15 protein-coding genes are annotated in these 16,562 nt (G+C 54.4%); 6 read left to right on the top strand and 9 right to left on the bottom strand.

Annotated features, from left to right (window positions below; genetic code table 11):
* Nucleotides 1-45 precede the first annotated feature (45 nt).
* Nucleotides 46-1,350, bottom strand: a complete 1,305-nt coding sequence (locus L1I42_RS04450; RefSeq protein WP_236113281.1) for an ABC transporter substrate-binding protein — start codon at nucleotides 1,348-1,350, stop codon at nucleotides 46-48.
* A 471-nt stretch (nucleotides 1,351-1,821) separates the two neighbouring features.
* On the opposite strand from L1I42_RS04450, the gene L1I42_RS04445 reads away from it, so the two are divergent.
* Nucleotides 1,822-2,931, top strand: a complete 1,110-nt coding sequence (locus tag L1I42_RS04445; RefSeq protein WP_236113280.1) for an ATP-dependent DNA helicase — start codon at nucleotides 1,822-1,824, stop codon at nucleotides 2,929-2,931.
* Nucleotides 2,932-3,096: 165 nt separating this feature from the next.
* Here the strand turns inward: L1I42_RS04445 and L1I42_RS04440 are convergent, their stop codons facing one another.
* Nucleotides 3,097-4,146, bottom strand: coding sequence for an Mrp/NBP35 family ATP-binding protein (locus L1I42_RS04440; RefSeq protein ID WP_236113279.1), 1,050 nt, complete (start codon nucleotides 4,144-4,146; stop codon nucleotides 3,097-3,099).
* An 18-nt stretch (nucleotides 4,147-4,164) separates the two neighbouring features.
* Complete coding sequence (fsa, locus tag L1I42_RS04435; protein ID WP_236113278.1) at nucleotides 4,165-4,818, bottom strand: fructose-6-phosphate aldolase; 654 nt, start codon at nucleotides 4,816-4,818, stop codon at nucleotides 4,165-4,167.
* Nucleotides 4,819-4,990: 172 nt separating this feature from the next.
* Between fsa and L1I42_RS04430 the strand changes: the two genes are divergently transcribed.
* Entirely contained in the window at nucleotides 4,991-5,518 is a 528-nt protein-coding gene (locus L1I42_RS04430) for a hypothetical protein (protein ID WP_236113277.1), read from the top strand.
* On the opposite strand, the gene L1I42_RS04425 is transcribed toward L1I42_RS04430, so the two are convergent.
* Nucleotides 5,504-6,061, bottom strand: a complete 558-nt coding sequence (locus L1I42_RS04425) for a GNAT family N-acetyltransferase (RefSeq protein ID WP_236113276.1) — start codon at nucleotides 6,059-6,061, stop codon at nucleotides 5,504-5,506. The two genes, L1I42_RS04430 and L1I42_RS04425, sit on opposite strands and share 15 nt — an antisense overlap.
* A 118-nt stretch (nucleotides 6,062-6,179) precedes the next feature.
* On the opposite strand from L1I42_RS04425, the gene L1I42_RS04420 reads away from it, so the two are divergent.
* Together L1I42_RS04420 and L1I42_RS04415 are read left to right on the top strand one after the other, a co-directional pair.
* Nucleotides 6,180-6,794 (top strand): TetR/AcrR family transcriptional regulator, encoded by a 615-nt coding sequence (locus L1I42_RS04420; protein WP_236113275.1) that lies wholly within the window; start codon nucleotides 6,180-6,182, stop codon nucleotides 6,792-6,794.
* On the top strand, nucleotides 6,787-7,455 hold the full coding sequence (locus L1I42_RS04415; RefSeq protein ID WP_236113274.1) for an MBL fold metallo-hydrolase: 669 nt from the start codon (nucleotides 6,787-6,789) through the stop codon (nucleotides 7,453-7,455). Before L1I42_RS04420 ends, L1I42_RS04415 begins: the two co-directional genes overlap by 8 nt.
* A 45-nt stretch (nucleotides 7,456-7,500) precedes the next feature.
* Here the strand turns inward: L1I42_RS04415 and L1I42_RS04410 are convergent, their stop codons facing one another.
* Nucleotides 7,501-8,691 (bottom strand): amino acid aminotransferase, encoded by a 1,191-nt coding sequence (locus L1I42_RS04410; RefSeq protein ID WP_236113273.1) that lies wholly within the window; start codon nucleotides 8,689-8,691, stop codon nucleotides 7,501-7,503.
* A gap of 142 nt (nucleotides 8,692-8,833) precedes the next feature.
* Between L1I42_RS04410 and L1I42_RS04405 the strand changes: the two genes are divergently transcribed.
* Nucleotides 8,834-9,661, top strand: coding sequence for an FG-GAP repeat domain-containing protein (locus L1I42_RS04405; protein ID WP_236113272.1), 828 nt, complete (start codon nucleotides 8,834-8,836; stop codon nucleotides 9,659-9,661).
* 113 nt (nucleotides 9,662-9,774) lie between these two features.
* Nucleotides 9,775-10,944, top strand: coding sequence for a M20 aminoacylase family protein (locus L1I42_RS04400; RefSeq protein WP_236113271.1), 1,170 nt, complete (start codon nucleotides 9,775-9,777; stop codon nucleotides 10,942-10,944).
* A gap of 205 nt (nucleotides 10,945-11,149) precedes the next feature.
* On the opposite strand, the gene L1I42_RS04395 is transcribed toward L1I42_RS04400, so the two are convergent.
* The 4 genes from L1I42_RS04395 to L1I42_RS04380 form a co-directional block, all read right to left on the bottom strand.
* Nucleotides 11,150-12,076: a 2-hydroxyacid dehydrogenase gene (locus L1I42_RS04395; RefSeq protein ID WP_236113270.1), complete on the bottom strand. Its 927-nt coding sequence runs from the start codon at nucleotides 12,074-12,076 to the stop codon at nucleotides 11,150-11,152.
* Nucleotides 12,073-13,005: an AEC family transporter gene (locus tag L1I42_RS04390; RefSeq protein ID WP_236113269.1), complete on the bottom strand. Its 933-nt coding sequence runs from the start codon at nucleotides 13,003-13,005 to the stop codon at nucleotides 12,073-12,075. Before L1I42_RS04390 ends, L1I42_RS04395 begins: the two co-directional genes overlap by 4 nt.
* A gap of 157 nt (nucleotides 13,006-13,162) precedes the next feature.
* Nucleotides 13,163-14,596: a M81 family metallopeptidase gene (locus L1I42_RS04385; protein WP_236113268.1), complete on the bottom strand. Its 1,434-nt coding sequence runs from the start codon at nucleotides 14,594-14,596 to the stop codon at nucleotides 13,163-13,165.
* 40 nt (nucleotides 14,597-14,636) lie between these two features.
* Nucleotides 14,637-16,559 (bottom strand): beta-N-acetylhexosaminidase, encoded by a 1,923-nt coding sequence (locus L1I42_RS04380; RefSeq protein ID WP_236113267.1) that lies wholly within the window; start codon nucleotides 16,557-16,559, stop codon nucleotides 14,637-14,639.
* Nucleotides 16,560-16,562 lie beyond the last annotated feature (3 nt).

The raw sequence follows: 16,562 nt of genomic DNA, 5'->3' as shown, positions 1-16,562 counted from the left end.
GCGGAAGACGCTGCATTAAAGCAGCGCCTTCCGAGATTGATCAAGTTACTTGATTGAGTCCCAGGCGTCCTGGATCTCTGCAGCAACTTCTTCGGCAGGTTTGCCGCCAGCATAGTCCACCATGCCGGTCCAGAATGCACCTGCGCCGATTGCGCCCGGCATCAGGTCTGAGCCGTCAAACCGGAAGGTGGTGGCGTTGAGCAGGATTTCGCCCTGACCGCGCAGCGTGTCGTTGGCGTATTTGGATGTGTCCACGCCCTTATGCGGTGTGAGGAAGCCCGCACGTGCCATCCAAATCTCATGGGCTTGTGCGGTTTGCAGATAGTCGATCAGCGCCCGCGCACCCTTTGAATCATTGGTGATGCCGAACAAGGTACCTGCGCCCAGAACCGGTTTGCCCAGATCTTTGCTTTCAAACGCAGGGAAGTAGAAGAAGTCTGCATCGGTGCCCAATTCAGTGCCTTCAGGGAAGAAGGATGGAATGAAAGAGGCCTGACGGTGCATGTAGCACTTAGGTGGCACCTCAAAAAGGCCTTTCGGGCTGTCGCGGAAGTCGGTGGCAGAAACAGCAGCGCTGCCGCCATCTACCCAATCATCATTGCGCGCAAATGTACCGAATGTTTCGATGGCTTCCACCACGCGAGGATCGTCAAACGGAATCTCGTTGGCCACCCACTGGTCGTAAACTTCGGGGGGCTGGGTGCGCAGCATAATGTCTTCCACCCAGTCGGTCGCGGGCCAGCCGGTGGCGCCGCCAGAACCAAGGCCGATACACCATGGTGTGCCGCCATCTTCCACAATCTGTTCAGAAAGCGCCAACAATTCTTCCATGGTTTCTGGCACTTCATAGCCCATATCGGCGAAATTGTCTGGTGAGTACCAAACAAGGCTCTTTACATCGACTTTATAGAAGAAACCATAGTGGTTTTTGTTGCCGTCCGGGCCTTCATAGGACCCCAGATCAACCCAGGATTGACCGGCAGCATAGTTTTCTTTCACCCATTCGGTGGTATCGTCTTCCAAGGGCGCCAAGCCGCCTTTAGACGCCAAGTCCGCCGCCAAGCCGGGCTGCGGGAACACAGCAATATTTGGCGCAGACCCTGCCTGAACATCAATCACAATCTGCTGTTCAAAGCTGTCCGAACCCGAATATTCAACATCGGCCCCGGTCATTTCTTCAAATGGCGCCAGCACCGCTTCAATGTGCTCCTTGTCCACACCCAGCCAAGGGCCAAATACCGTGATGGTTTCGCCTGACAGATCCATGGAATGGTCGTCCGCCGTTGCGGCACCCGCCAACCCAAGGCTCAGAGCCAGTGCCGAAACCCCTGAAATCAAAACTCTTTGCATGCAATCCTCCCAATCGGTGCATCAAAACAAAAATTTGGCTTTGAACACTTTTAGCGCCCCAATTTTTTGCGGCGCCATTTTGTCATCCTCTCTCAAATCCAAAACGTTTTGGAAACACGACAAAAAAGCGTTCAAAAAGCTTGCCCATTTAAGTTTACACAAAAGTAGCATGTTGCCAAGTGGAGAAATTCACTTCCAAAGCAATTTAATTTAAATATATATTTCATATACTTATAGATTTACCTCCCTTAGATAACGAAAAAATAAAGAGCCTAAGCGGCGTTTGGCATCCTCTCATTTGGGTAGCGCCACGCCAAAAATATTGCATCTGATGTGCCGTATGTTCTTGGCCAATTTTAGCCGCCGAACGGTACACTTTTTGGCTGCATCATGGCTGGATATAGCCCCGGCTGGCCGACTCATTTAGGGTGAGGGTTTCACGCTTTGTTTCACAAGATTTTGGCGCCTCATATGCAATGGTCTCCCCAACAAGAAGACGCCCTTCGCGCGGTTGAAAAATGGCTGGCAGATAAGGATGCCCCGCAGATTTTCCGTCTGTTCGGTTGGGCCGGAACGGGCAAATCCACTCTGGCGGTGCATTTGGCTGAAGGCGTCGACAAGGTGGTCTTTGCGGCTTTTACCGGCAAGGCAGCCATGGTGATGCGACGGCGGGGCTGTACCGATGCCAGCACCATTCATTCGCTGATTTATCGCTATGTCGATAGCAAGGATGACGAGGATTTGGGCGGTAGCCCCGAGTTCAAGCTGAACCGCGACAGCGAGGTGAAAAAGGCCGATCTGGTGGTGATTGATGAGGTTTCCATGGTGGGCGAAGGTTTGGCGCGTGACTTGATGTCCTTCGGCAAGAAAATCCTTGTGTTGGGCGATCCGTTCCAGCTGCCCCCCATCCACGACACAGGCTTTTTCACCGATGCCGAGCCGGACATTATGCTCACCGAAATTCATCGGCAGGCGGCGGATAATCCAATAATCCAATTGTCAATGGCGATCCGAAATGGCGACCATTTGGAATATGGTGAATATGGCGACAGTAAAGTGATTTCGCGCCGCGATGTGGAGCGGGATGAGGTGTTGGCAGCAGACCAGATTTTATGCGGCACAAATGCCACCCGCCTCACCTACAATGATCGCGTGCGTGAGCTGAAGAACCTACCCGCGCAAATCCCCGTGGTGGGCGACAAGCTGATCTGTTTGCGCAACAACCATCAGAAAAAACTGCTGAATGGCCAGCTTTGGCGCATTGAAGAAATGCGGGAAAAGAAGAAAGGCGTGATCAAAATGGAGCTCTCGCCTGATGATGCGGGCGACCGTCGTACGCGCGCTAAAATCAAAACCCACGAGAAGTTTTTTGAGGGTCGGGAAGATGAGTTAAGCTGGGGAGAAAAGCGCGAGCTCGACCATTTTTACTTCGGCTACGCCCTCACCGTGCACAAGGCGCAGGGCAGCCAGTGGGATCATGTCTATCTGTTCGACGAGAGCTATGCCTTCCGCGAAGACCGCGCTCGGCATCTTTACACCGCGATTACGCGCGCCGCCGAGCGGATTACGATTGTGCGGTAGGTGGTTGGTTTGCAGGTCTAGTCAGCCAGCAATCGTTATTCCAGCGCAGGCGGGAATCCAGGTTGGAATATCGAAGTGGCAAATTGTTTGCGATTTGGGCCTTGGCGTCTGCTAGACTGGATCCCCGGGGCAAGCCCGAGGATGACAGGGTGGTGAGCTAACGCGCTATAGCTTCTTCGCGATCTCCAGAAACGCTTTGGCTTCCGGGCTATCCGGCATTGTCGCGACAACGGGTTTGCCACTGTCCGAATTCTCGCGGATCGCCATTTGCAGCGGTATGCCGCCCAAAAATTTTAGGCCCAACTCGTTCGCGGTATTCTCCGCGCCATGATCGCCGAAAATATGGTGCTGGCTGCCGCAATCAGGGCATTCAAAATAGCTCATATTTTCAATCAGCCCCAATATCCGGGTTTGGGTGCGGGCAAACATATCAATGGCTTTGCGGGCATCGATCAGGGCCAGGTCCTGCGGTGTGGACACGATCACTGCGCCGGTCAATTCCACCTGCTGCACCAATGAGATATGCACATCACCGGTGCCGGGCGGCAGGTCGAGCACCAGCAGGTCCAGTTCACCCCAGTCGGTTTCGCGCAACAGCTGTTTAAGGGCTGAGCTGGCCATGGGGCCACGCCACATCACCGCCTGATCGCCTTCCAGCATGGAGCCGATGGACATGACTTTCAGCCCATAAGCTTCGTGGGGTGCAAAGATGCCATCTTCGCGCACGGCGGGTTTGCCTTGCAACCCCAAGAGTTTGGGAATGGACGGGCCGTAAATATCCGCATCCAAGATGCCCACCTTTTTGCCCTCTTGGGCAAAGGCCAGCGCTAGATTGACGGCGGTGGTTGATTTGCCCACCCCGCCCTTGCCGGAGGCCACGGCGATCACGGTTTTCACGCCCTTTACCGGCTCTTTTTGCACGGTCGGCTTGGGTTGTCCCGCACTCTGGGCCTTTTGCGCAGCGGCCTTGTCGCTGGTCAACGAGATCATCGGCTTTTTGTCGCCCGCCACGTTGGAAACAGCCTGTTTTGCCGCCTCCAAAATTGGCTGGAATGCTTGTTCCATGCCGGGCGCCACCGTGATCGCGAACGCCACGGCACTTTTGGTGACGATAATGTCGGAAAGGCCCTGATATTCAGCCAATACGCCCCCGCCAGGCAATTTGATATCGGCCAGCGCCTCGCGCACTGACTGTTCCAGCGCCTTATCTGACATAATACGTTCCTCTAGTCCTTACAGGATGGACTGGCCGGTGGATTTCCAGTCTTTGACGAAGGCATCCAGACCTTTTTCGGTCAATGGATGTTCGGCCAATTTGCGGATCACTGCAGGCGGAATCGTTGCCACATCGGCACCCGCAAGCGCACTATCGCTAACATGGTTGGCCGAACGGATTGACGCCGCCAGAATTTGGGTTTCAAAGCCGTAATTATCATAGACTGTGCGGATATCTTCGATCAGCTGCATGCCGTCGAGATTGATATCGTCCAACCGGCCAATAAAGGGCGACACATAGGTTGCGCCAGCTTTGGCGGCCAACAGGGCCTGGTTCACAGAGAAACACAGAGTCACATTGGTTTTCACACCCTTGTCGGTGAAATAGCGACAGGCTTTCAAACCATCCATGGTCAAGGGCAGTTTGATCACCACATTGTCGGCCAGTGAAGCGAGGTAATCGCCTTCTTTGACCATGCCGTCAAAATCGGTTGCTGCCACTTCGGCGGAAACTGGCCCTTCAATCAGGTCACAGATTTCCTTGACCACTTCAATAAAATCGCGGCCGGATTTGGCGATCAGGCTTGGGTTGGTGGTCACCCCATCCAAAAGGCCAGATTCGTTGAGTTCTTTGATTTCGGCGACTTCTGCTGTGTCGACAAAAAACTTCATGATGCACCCGATTGTCTAGAAATATTGATGCCTTGTCTCATACTTGTTGAGCCATTCGCAAGGGTTAAAGCCGCTCCCGCGGCGATTAAGTTTGACGAAACTAGATTATTTTGACCTTTTGGTCAAAAATAAATTGCTTGTTTGTGTCAGTTCTCCCCTGTAGCACAGAAATATGGCGGCATTTTCTCTGGAACCCGAATGTGATCACTGCGTGGCCTATTGTTGCGCAGCCTTTGCCTTTGACAAGGGCGCTTATTTTGCATTCGACAAACCCGCCAATGTGCCCTGCCCGCACTTGCAAAACGACCATTTTTGCGGGATTCACGACAAGCTTGATCAAAAAGGCTTTTCCGGCTGCGTGCGCTATAATTGCTTTGGCGCGGGTCAGCGCGTTGCGCAGGAGATTTATGGTGGCACCTCCTGGCGGGATCACCCGGAACAGGCTGCCGCCATGTTTGAGATATTCTCCATTGTCGAAAAGATTCACGGGCTGATTTCAATGCTGGAGGCAGCGAAGAAGCTCAACTTGCCCGCGCACCTGGAAGCGGAACGCGCAGCCTTTCAAGTGGAATTGGAATTGCTTTCCATTACCCCAGACGATTTGTTGCGCGTGCCACTTGGCTCACTTAAAGCAAAAATTGATCGATTTCTGGCTGGGTTGCGCCAAGACGTGTCGCCGCAAGAACTAGGCTTGAAGTGAGGCAGCCTTTCGCTTTTGGAAGGTCGCTTGCGAAAGTTCCATAAAGATATCCGCCACCCATTCGCCATCGACAAATTCGCCCTTCGGCTCGCGCGCCACCTCTTCAAAACCGCATTTTTTGTAACAGGCAATGGCACGGGGATTGAAGGCGAGCACACGCAACCTGATCAGCTTTAGGCTCAGCTCGTCAAAGCCGTATGCCAACACCAAATTGGTGGCAATTGTCCCAATGCCCTGTCCCAGATGCGCGTTGCTGAAAATGGCGATGGCAAAGGTCGCAGATTTGGTTGTGGCGTCATAACTATGCAATCGACAACTGCCTATCGGGCCATTCACATCGATCACCCAGGCCCAATCGCTGTCCTGCACACCCTTCACCCAATCCGCGCATTCTTCATGCGTAAGTGGCATCACATCTTTGCGGCTTACGCCAAATAGGCGCGTGATTTCAGGGTCCCGGCCGATCTGAAAACGCGCGGCAGCATCCGACGGCTCCGCATCGCGTAGCGTGAGATTTTGCGATTTCATCAGTTTTTTTAGCACGTTCGGCCACCTTTCTCCGCACTTAACCTCGCCCACCCAAGCGCGCCGTTCAAGAGCCAAATTGCCCCTCCTACAAAATCCACTTGCTTTTTATGACGACTGGTCTATATAACATAGAATGAGCACAAAACAGACAACACCGCGCCGCAAGCGCAAGGGCGAAACGACAAAATCGAAACTGACGGCCATTGCCATGGATCTGTTCCAGCGCAAGGGCTTTGTGGCGGTGGGGCTGAACGAGCTTTGCCAGGCGGGCGACCTGCCCAAAGGGTCGATTTATTATCATTTCCCCAAGGGCAAGAACGATATCGCCATTGCCGTGGTGAATCGCGCGAAAAATGAAATTGGCAAAGCGATCCTACAGGCAGGCGCCGCTGCCGACAGCAAAGAGGCTTTCATCGCCGCTCTGGTGCAAGGCTTTGCGCAAAGTCTGATTCAATCAGAGTTTGAAAAAGGATGTCCTGTCTCCACCCTTGCGCTTGAGTTAAGCGCACAGGAAGCAGAGATCGCGGCGGCCATTTCTGATTGCTATGCCTATTGGCAGGGTCTTGTGGCCGAGCGGCTGGTTCGCTTTGGCGAGCAACCTGAGGTGGCGGCACAGTTGGCGCAATTCAGCTTTTGTGCCCTTGAAGGCGCGTTGATTTTGGCGCGCACGCAGAAATCTCTGCACCCGCTAGAGCAGGTGCAGCAGCATTTGATTCAGCATTTATCGTTTGGAGTAAAAGATGCATGAAATCGCCCCCGCCGTATTTCAAATCCCGCTGATGCCACGCAACGCCATCAATTGCTATCTCATTGACGATGTGCTGGTGGATGCAGGCATTAAAAGCTCCAGCAAGAAAATTCTCAAAGCCCTCAAAGGGCATGAGGTCAGCAAACACGTCCTCACCCACGCTCATGCGGACCATCAGGGCGCAAGTAAAGACATCTGCACCCGTCTCGGCATTCCGCTACTCACCTCTGAGATTGAACGCGACAATGCCGAAAGTGGCCACGCCACCCGCAACTATCCAGAGCGCGACAGCCTGATCGCGCGCTTTCAACAAAAATTCTGGGCCGGGCCCGGCCACAAGGTGGACCAGACGCTGAAAGAAGGCGATCGGGTGGGCAGCTTTGAAGTGGTGGATACGCCGGGCCATGCCCCCGGGCATATCTCATTTTTCCGCCGCGCTGATGGCGTTCTGATCGCTGGGGACGCCTTGGTGAACATGAATTTGTTGACGACGATCGTTGGACTTGGCCTGCCCCCTGCGGCGTTCACCACCGATCAGCAACAGAATATTCAGTCCATCAAAAAGCTCTACGCGCTTAAGCCGAAAATCATCTGTTTCGGCCACGGGCCTGTGTTGCGCGATATGGGCAAGTTCAACGCTTTTGTCCGCAAGCTGCCATAAAAAAGGGCGCCAGCGGCGCCCTTAGTCATTCAAACTAGAAGGTGATTAGCCCTCGCGAGTCACCTTCACCAAAGCGTCCGCAAACTGTTCGATCTTATCCATACCGAGGCCCGCAATGTTCATGCGGGAATTGCCCACCATATAGACGCCAAAGTCTTTTTTGAGTTGCTCAACCTTGTCTTGCGAAATGCCGAGCAGGGAGAACATGCCGCGGTGTTCGGCCAGAAAATCGAAGTTGGCGCTGTTGGATCTTTCGCGCATGGCTTCGGCCAGTTTTTCGCGGATGGTCACCATGTGGTTGCGCACATGGGTAAGCTCATCTTCCCACTCTTTGCGCAACGCCTCGTCATTCAAAATGATGCGCACAATTTCCGCGCCGTGATCAGGTGGCATGGAGTAGTTGGCGCGGGCAGCGCTGAGCAATTGTGAGAAGGTGATGTTCGCCACTTCCTCATTGGCGCCGATGATCATCGCACAGCCCACGCGCTCGCGATACAAACCAAAGTTTTTCGAGCATGATGCCGCCACGGCCATTTCCGGCAAGGTGCTGGCCAGTTTGCGCACGCCATAGGCATCTGCTTCCAAACCATCGCCAAAGCCGAGATAGGCAATGTCAACCAGCACAAAAGTGCCGGTTTTCGCCACGATTTCAGCCACCGTGTCCCATTGTTCATCAGTCAAGTTGGCGCCGGTTGGGTTGTGGCAGCAGCCATGCAGCAGCACAATATCGTCAGCGCCCATCTTTTCCAGTGCCGCGCAAAGCTCGTCGAATTTCACCTTGCCAGTGTCAGCGTCAAAATAAGGGTATGTCGCCGTTTTGAGGCCTGCGGCCTTCATCAACGGTAAATGGTTTGGCCATGTGGGGTCTGACAGATAAACGGTCGCGCCCGGCTTGGCCACATTCAGCAAGTCAGCAATCAAACGCAGGGCGCCGGTGCCGCCAGGCGCTTGCGCGCCGCGCACGCGATCGCGTGAAATTGAGTCACCCAAAACAAGGTCGATCATGGCATTGTTGAAGCCAACATTCCCGGCCATGCCAACATAGGTTTTGGTGGTTTGCTCTTTCACCCGGCGTTCTTCCGCCTTGGCCACAGCGGTCATGATCGGGGTGTTGCCGGTTTCGTCTTTATAAACGCCCACGCCAAGGTCAATCTTGCTGTCGCGCTCGTCAGCTGCGTATTCAGCAATCAGGGCAATAATCTTATCTTGCGGGGCGGGTTTTAAAGTTTCAAACATTGTCTTTCCAACTTCTGTGGGTTCGCTTTGTTCGCTGCACTTTGGTAGGCGTTTATGGTTTCACGTGCAAGTGATTTGCACGCGATTTACCCCGTTTGGCAAGATAGAATTCTTAGCCATTCGACGCATAGGACCCTAGATTTTGCGACCATTTCACTGCTTTGCCCTCAATTTCACCCTTGTTGCCCTCAGCTTTGTGCTGGCAATACCCACGGCATGGGCACAAATACTGCCGCACAGCCACACCGCAACGGGCACAAATCTTGTCCAGTCTGTTGAACTGATTGGGCCCACCCAGCGCTACCAACATTTTGTGTTGAGCGATCAATTTGAGGCTGCTGGCTTTCGCGTTACTTATCGCGATGGCACGCAATCGGATTTCACCCTGCCCGCGACTGAGGTTTTTGAAGATCGGGTGCCGCGTCTGGTGGATCTTACAGGCGATGGGCATGAAGAACTGATATTGGTGCAAAGCCATATCCAAAAAGGCGCGTCGCTAGCGATATATGATCTGGCCCCTGGCAACATCAATCTACGCGCGCAAACGCCCTATATTGGCCAGCCCAATCGCTGGCTCAACCCGGCGGGTATTGCCGATTTTGACGGCGATGGACACATGGAAATCGCTTTGGTTTCCAAGCCACACTTAGCGAAAGAGCTGCAACTATGGCGGTTTACAAAAGGACAGCTTTCATTGGTTTCGACACATGTGGGCTTTTCCAACCATCGCCTCGGCTCTCGTGAGCAACAGCTTTCCGCACAGGCTGATATGAATGCCGACGGGATTACTGATTTAATTGTGCCCGGCCCCAACCGCAAAAGTTTGCATATGATCAGCTTTGCAAATGGATTTGAGGTGTTGCGCACCATTGAACTTGCAGGCGAAATTGCAGGCCCGGTGACATTAAACGGCAGCGAATTGCGTGTCCCTCTCCGCGCCGGCAGAGCTGAGATTTTTCAGATTTTCTGAGCCCTTGTTGATGGTTACACTGGCCTCTGGTCAAACCAATTGATTTGTTGCACTATGCCGCATCCAATTTCGCGCCACGGCGCGCAAAACCAATATATGTAGGGAGACCAAACGTGCCGATTATCAATCGTATCGCAGAATTTCATGACGAGATTACCGCATGGCGACGCGACTTTCACGAACATCCAGAGCTTTTGTATGATGTGCACCGCACCGCGGGCAAAGTGGAAGAACTGCTCAAAAGCTTTGGTTGCGATGAAGTTGTGTCCGGCATTGGCCAAACTGGCGTTGTGGGCATCATCAAGGGCAACAAAGACAGTTCAGGCAAAGTGATTGGCCTGCGCGCCGATATGGACGCGCTGCCCATCCATGAGCAAACCGACAAGCCATATGCCTCCAAAACACCGGGCAAAATGCATGCGTGCGGCCATGATGGTCACACCGCCATGTTGCTCGGCGCAGCAAAATATCTGGCCGAAACCCGCAATTTTGACGGCACTGTCGCGGTGATTTTCCAACCAGCGGAAGAAGGCGGTGCGGGCGGCAAGGCCATGGTGGATGACGGGATGATGGACCGCTTCGGCATTCAAGAAGTGTTCGGCATGCACAATTTCCCCGGCATTCCGGTGGGCGAATTCGCGATCCGCGAAGGCGGCATTATGGCGGCTGCAGATATGTGGAACATCAAGGTGGTGGGCGTTGATTCCCACGCGGCCATGCCGCACAAATCCGTCGATCCAATTGTGGTCGCGTCCCACATTGTTTTAGCGCTGCAAAGCATTGTTGCCCGCAATGTGGACCCTGTGCAATCTGCCGTGGTTTCCACCACCATCATCAATGGCGGCTCGGCCCACAATATCATCCCGATGAATGTTGAACTGGCTGGCACCGTGCGTGCACTAGATCCAGAAGTGCGCCTGCAAGTGAAGCAACGGCTGATTTCCATCGCCGAAACTGTTGCCGCAGGCTTTGGTGCCAAAGCGGAAGTCGATTACCGCGATGGCTATCCCGTCACCATGAACGCCCCAGACCAAACCGCTTTCGCCACCGAAGTGGCGAAGAAACTGGTGGGTGATGAGCGTGTGGACGCCAATACCGAGCCAAGTCTTGGCGGGGAAGATTTCTCCTTTATGTCCAACGCGCGCCCCGGCGCTTTCATTTTTGTTGGCAATGGCGACACGGCGGGCCTGCACCAGGACCAGTATGATTTCAATGACGAGATCATCCCCTATGGCTGCTCCTACTGGGCGCAGCTTGTGGAAACGGCCATGCCGAACAGCTAAACGGACGGCGTTTTCGGGGGATCACCCCACCCTATGTCCCTCCCCATCAAGGGGAGGGATTTTTTTGTGCGTGGCAGTCGCCGCGCAGCACTATCCGGCCACGGGCAATTCAATTCTAAATCTGCGCGTTTCCGAAATGCACAGCCTACCCCCCTCCCCTTGTTGGGGAGGGCTGGGGTGGGGTGCTGCACCGTGAACTGTAATTTCACATCACCGGATCAAGGGCTTTGCCCGTATCAAAAAAGGCCACCAGATTGTCCACCACTTGCGCGCCCATTTGCCGGCGGGTGACGTGGGTGGCGCTGCCCGCATGGGGCGATAGCACGACATTGGGCAGGTTGCGTAGGGTATCGGGCATGTGCGGTTCGTTTTCAAACACGTCAAGCGCCGCACCGCCCAACTTACCCTGCTCCAGCGCGGCGATCATGGCCGGTTCATCCACTATGCTGCCGCGCGCGATATTGACCAAATGTCCGTCCGGGCCGAGCGCTTCGATCACCTCGGCATTGACCAATTTTTCGGTCCCCTCGCCCCCGGGTGCGATGATCACCAGCCAGTCTACATAGTGGGCCATTGCGGTCAGATCATCAAAATAGCGATAGTCATTTTGCTGATCCGTGCGGCCAAAATAGCTGATCTCCATGTCGCAGACCACCGCCCGTTTGGCAATGGCTTTGCCGATGCGGCCCAGCCCCAAAATGCCCAGCTTGGCGCCGGCCAATTGCCCGGTCAGCGGCGCGCGCTTTACGCTGGGCCAATGGCCATTGCGCACCATTTCATGGTTTTTGGGGATGCGGCGCGCCAGGGCGATCATCAACCCAAGGGCCAGTTCCGCCACGGCGGCATTTAGCCGGTTGGGCGTGTTGGTCACCACAATATTGCGCGTCTTTGCCGCCTCCACATCGATATTGTCATAGCCCACGCCAAAATTGGCGATGATCTTCAAATTGGGCAATTTGTCCATCAAATCAGCATCGACAGAACCGCCGCTCACGCCATCGATTTGTGCGGCATGCTCTGCCAAAAACGCCGATTTATCCTCGGCCACATCCAAACGAAATAGAGTGAAATGTTGGCTCATTAATTGCAGACAATCTTGCGGCAGGTTGCCAGCGATCAGAATATTTTTCATGAGAGCACCCAAAGCCAAAATGAGATGGTGAAGACACCAATCAGCGTGCCAATCAAAACGGTGGTGGCCGCCACGTCAGTGCCGCGATTAAAATAAGTGGAGAAGATATAGGCGTTGATGCCGGTCGGCATGGCCGCCAGCAACACCACAATGCGCGCGACTTCCATTTGCACCCCCAAAATCGGCACCAGCATCACATAAGCCAACGCGGGGTGAAGCAGGTTCTTGATCAGCGCCATGGAGAGCGCTGGTGGCCAGCTCGCTGACACACGATATTGGGTGAGCGCCGCACCCAAGCCGAAAAGTGCCGTGGGTAGCACAGCACTCACCAGCAGTTTGGTCGTGTCGTCCAAGAACAGGGGCAGCGAAATGCCTGACAGATTGAGGATCACGCCCGAGGCAATACCGATCAGCAGTGGGTTGGTCGCGATGCGCTTCCCCGCATCCCGCAGGGCAAAGCGGATCGGTCGACCGTCGCGGCGCGACATTTCCATGGTGAGCATGCCAACGGTCATCAGCAGCGGGGCGTGAAACCCGATGATCATATAGGTGGTGGTCAATGCCTCTTCGCCATAGGCGCGTTGGATGATGGGAATGCCCAACAACACCGTGTTGGTGAACAGGGCAGCAAAGCCAACGGCCACAGATTCACCCGGCCGCGCACCAAATCGCGTGCGCGCCAGAAAGATGCCCACAACAAAGCCGGTGAGCGCGGCAATGTAAAAAGGTAGAATTAGGTTGGGGTTCAGCGCCGACGAAAAATCGATGGTCAGCATGGCGCGGAACAGCAAGAACGGGGCGGCGAAATTATTGGTGAATGCGATCAAGCCCTTGATGCCATCTTGGGGGAAGAGCTTGAACCAGGTGGCGAAATAGCCCAACCCCACAAGGCAGAAAACAGGGGCGATGACATTAAAGATAAACAGCATAAAGCAATCCGCGTCAGATGAGGTACGGCGCTCATATGCAAGAATTGCCCCCTGCCCGCTTTTCCCAACTCCAGGAAAAGCGACGCATTGGCGCGCCGCCAAAGAATGTTGGCGCTAGCTTATCCGGCGATTCTGGCTGCTGTAAATAGCGGCGTTTCTATTTGGCCATGCGCGCTTTTGCAGTGAACGCGAAGTCTTTTTGAAACGGATAACAGGGGCTGGGTCGATGATGATTACTCAAGCGCTCAATATCCTGGTTCACCGCCCCATCGGTCAGCGCCATCAAATTGGGATTGGCGAACTTGGTCATCTCCGCAGAGATATAGCCACATTTGATCGCAATCATCTTTTCTTCCGCCACATCAAGCCCCAACGGCGCAACATCATCTGGGTCGTGGAACATTTGGCGTTTCTCGCTCAACACCGCGCGCACGCCGCCGACTTCTACCAGCGCCAGCCGCTGACCATTGGCCAGTTCGGCCAGCCGCAACACCGTTGCCGCACCCTCAATGATCGGGGAGTTCAGCGTGTCCAGCTCAGCGCCCAATTGCAGTGCCACCTTTTTGTTCAGCCCGGCATCGAACAATTTCGCCACCGCTTTTGGCGCACAGATGCCGATCACCAGCAGATCTTTCATCTCGCGAGAGATGGCTTCTTTCAGCACATCCACCCGGTCACCAACGCCACCGCCGCCGGGATTGTCGCCACTGTCACAAATCACAATCGGGTCGGTGTCAATTTTTGAGGCCGCGTCCAGTGTTTCTCCTAACGGCGCAGCGGGCACGCCAAAGGCAAACTTGTCGCGTGCGTCAAAATAGGATTGTGCGATATCTTCTGCCGCCTGTTGCATGGCCGCTTCGTCATAACCGCACACCACAGCCGCTGCGGTGCCGCGGGTCACGTCCGCCCATACATAGCCGACCATCAGCGAGGCATCCAGAACACCCTTGCGCTTGTCGATATCCCACAATTGGGCATAGAGCGATTTTGCCGGTTCATCCACCGTGCTGGTCTTTTCACCGGGCAACAGCACCGGGATCGGGGCCCAGCACAATTTCGGTCGCTTGCCGGTTTTCAGCGCGTCCACAAGATAGAGGAAAGCCCGCTCAAAGGTCTCATAAGTGTCGATATGCGGTGCATGGCGGAACGCGGTGAAAATATCGAGTTGGTCGATCACTTTCTGGGTGACGTTGCCGTGTAAATCATAGCTGGCGGAGATGATCACCTCATCGCCCACCCGCTCGCGGATTGCGGCGATAAAGTCACCTTCCGCATCGTCCATGCCGGTCACATGCACGGCACCATGCATGGCGAGATAGACCCCATCGACAGGGCCTTCGTCCAAGGCCGCGTCGAGCGCGGCCAAGGTTTGTGTTTTGAACCCGTCATAGGCTTTTGCCGCCACCGGCCCGCCGGGGGTCGCCCGCGCATAAAAAAGAGGGGCAATGTCCACACCCTCGTGATCCAGAAAAGCGAACAGATCATGTTTGAGCAATTGATCGCCCAACATGATATCGAAATTCTCTTTGGTCTGTTCCACGCTGGTGTAGGTGCTGCACTCTGTGTGCAATCCGGCAACGGCAATACGCATTATGACGTCCCTCTTCTGTGTAGGGTGATGGTTTCAGGTTTTACAGGCGTGGCAACAATTTGCATTGGGCGGCAAAGCGCGGCCAATCCTTGTTATCTTTCTCGGTCCATCCGGCTTCCGCAATGGCGTTCAAACGCGGGAACACCTGATGGTTGAACACTTGTCGCGAGATCAGATGCTCAGACCAGATACAGGCTTGTACCCCCTTCAACCGCCCTTTCAGGTGGTCAGGGAACTCACCCGCCGCTTCGTAGGTGTAGGTTTTTTCCGGTGAGGCATAGCCTGCCCAAAACGCACCTGATTCCTGCCATGCGGGGGATTGCGCCATATCGAGATAATAGGCCTGGCCCGGTGTCATCACCACGTCATAGCCCTGCTCGGCCAGCTCAAGGCCAACCTCTGGCTTTTGCCATGCAAACAACAAGGTGCCGCCTTCTTTATCGATGCCACCGCCGTGGGAGACTTCGTCCCAACCGCCGACAATCTTGCCTTTTTTGCGGATGGTCTTTTGTACTTTGCCGAGGAAGTGCGCCTGCAACTGCATGGTGCCGTTCAAGCGTTCTTCATTCATCACCTTCTGGGCCGCTGGCGATTGCAACCAAGAGTTCTCATCCACTTCATCGCCGCCCACATGGATATATTTGGACGGGAACAGTTCGGAAATTTCTTCCATCACTGTTTCGATGAATTTGTAGGTGGCGGGAATGCCGGGGTTGATGGCATTGTTTGGATAGCCCTGGATGGAACGATAATTATCTTCGGGCTCTTCCGGGTCACGCAGTTCAGGATAGGCTGCGAGCACTGCGTTACAGTGGCCCGGAATATCCAGTTCCGGCATAATCTCCACATTGAGCGCCTGCCCATGCACGATCAACTCTTTGATCTCGTCTTGGGTGTAGAAACCGCCCGTCGATTCATGGCCTGCGCCCAATTGTGCGGGCATGGCGTGACCTTCGCCCATTACGGCCCCATCTTTGGTGAGGTTTGGATAGCCTTTGATTTCCACACGCCAGCCTTCATCGTCAGACAGGTGCCAGTGGAATTTGTTCAGCTTGTTCCACGCCAAAATGTCGATAAACCGCTCTACCGCATCCGTGGGGTAGAATTGGCGAGACACGTCCAAATGTGACCCGCGCCACTCATAACGCGGGGCATCTTTGATTTCACCTGATGTTGGGAATTTGAACTTGGTCGGTTCAGCTTTTGCCCCGTCCATCATGTGTGACAGGGTGATCAAACCATAGTTCAAACCAGCCTTGTCACCATAGGTCAACACCACTTCGTCTTTCGCGAACGAAAGCTCATAGGCTTCGCTGGCCAAAGCGGCGTTGTTCACCAAAGTCAATTTCCGACCGCCGGGCACATTTGTCAGACGCAAACGGTCTGGCAGCTCATGCTTCAGGCGTTTGGCCAATGCAGCCACGGTGTTGATCGCACGCTTTTCGTCAGCGCTTGTGCCTTCAGCAGCGCACAGCACCACTGGTGGCGTATCAAAATCACCAACGGCCACATGGTTTGGCCATGGCACCACTGCGATCGGATCAGTCAATTTGCCTTCCGGGACAAGATTGCCGGCAAATTCACTTGGACGGCCTTCAATTTGCAAATCGCCAGTGTCCACATCCACATGTGTACCATCTTCAAGGGTAAGATAGCCGGACTTTGGTCCATCCATGCGGTGTTGGGCATTGCTGGTCAGATTTTGAACCGTGAATTCCCAGGTTTCACCATCAGCCACGACCACGCCGTCAAGCGGATCAAACTGATGGAAATTGGCAAAGCGTTTCACGAAAGTGGCGTTCTCCTCCTTCACATCTGCTTTCACGCGCATCAAACCTGTGTAGGACAAGCGAAAATTTTTCAGGTCTGCGCCAGAAAGGTTTGTCAGCGCCAGCTTCATCTTTGCTGGCTCCTCCCCGTGGTCCACCCATGTGGCCTCAAGACGGAATTTTGGCGTTGACATAAT

It is taken from the genome of Maritalea mediterranea, assembly GCF_021568695.1.
GTDB lineage: Bacteria > Pseudomonadota > Alphaproteobacteria > Rhizobiales > Devosiaceae > Maritalea > Maritalea mediterranea.
This window is presented reverse-complemented; position numbering and strand designations above follow the sequence as displayed.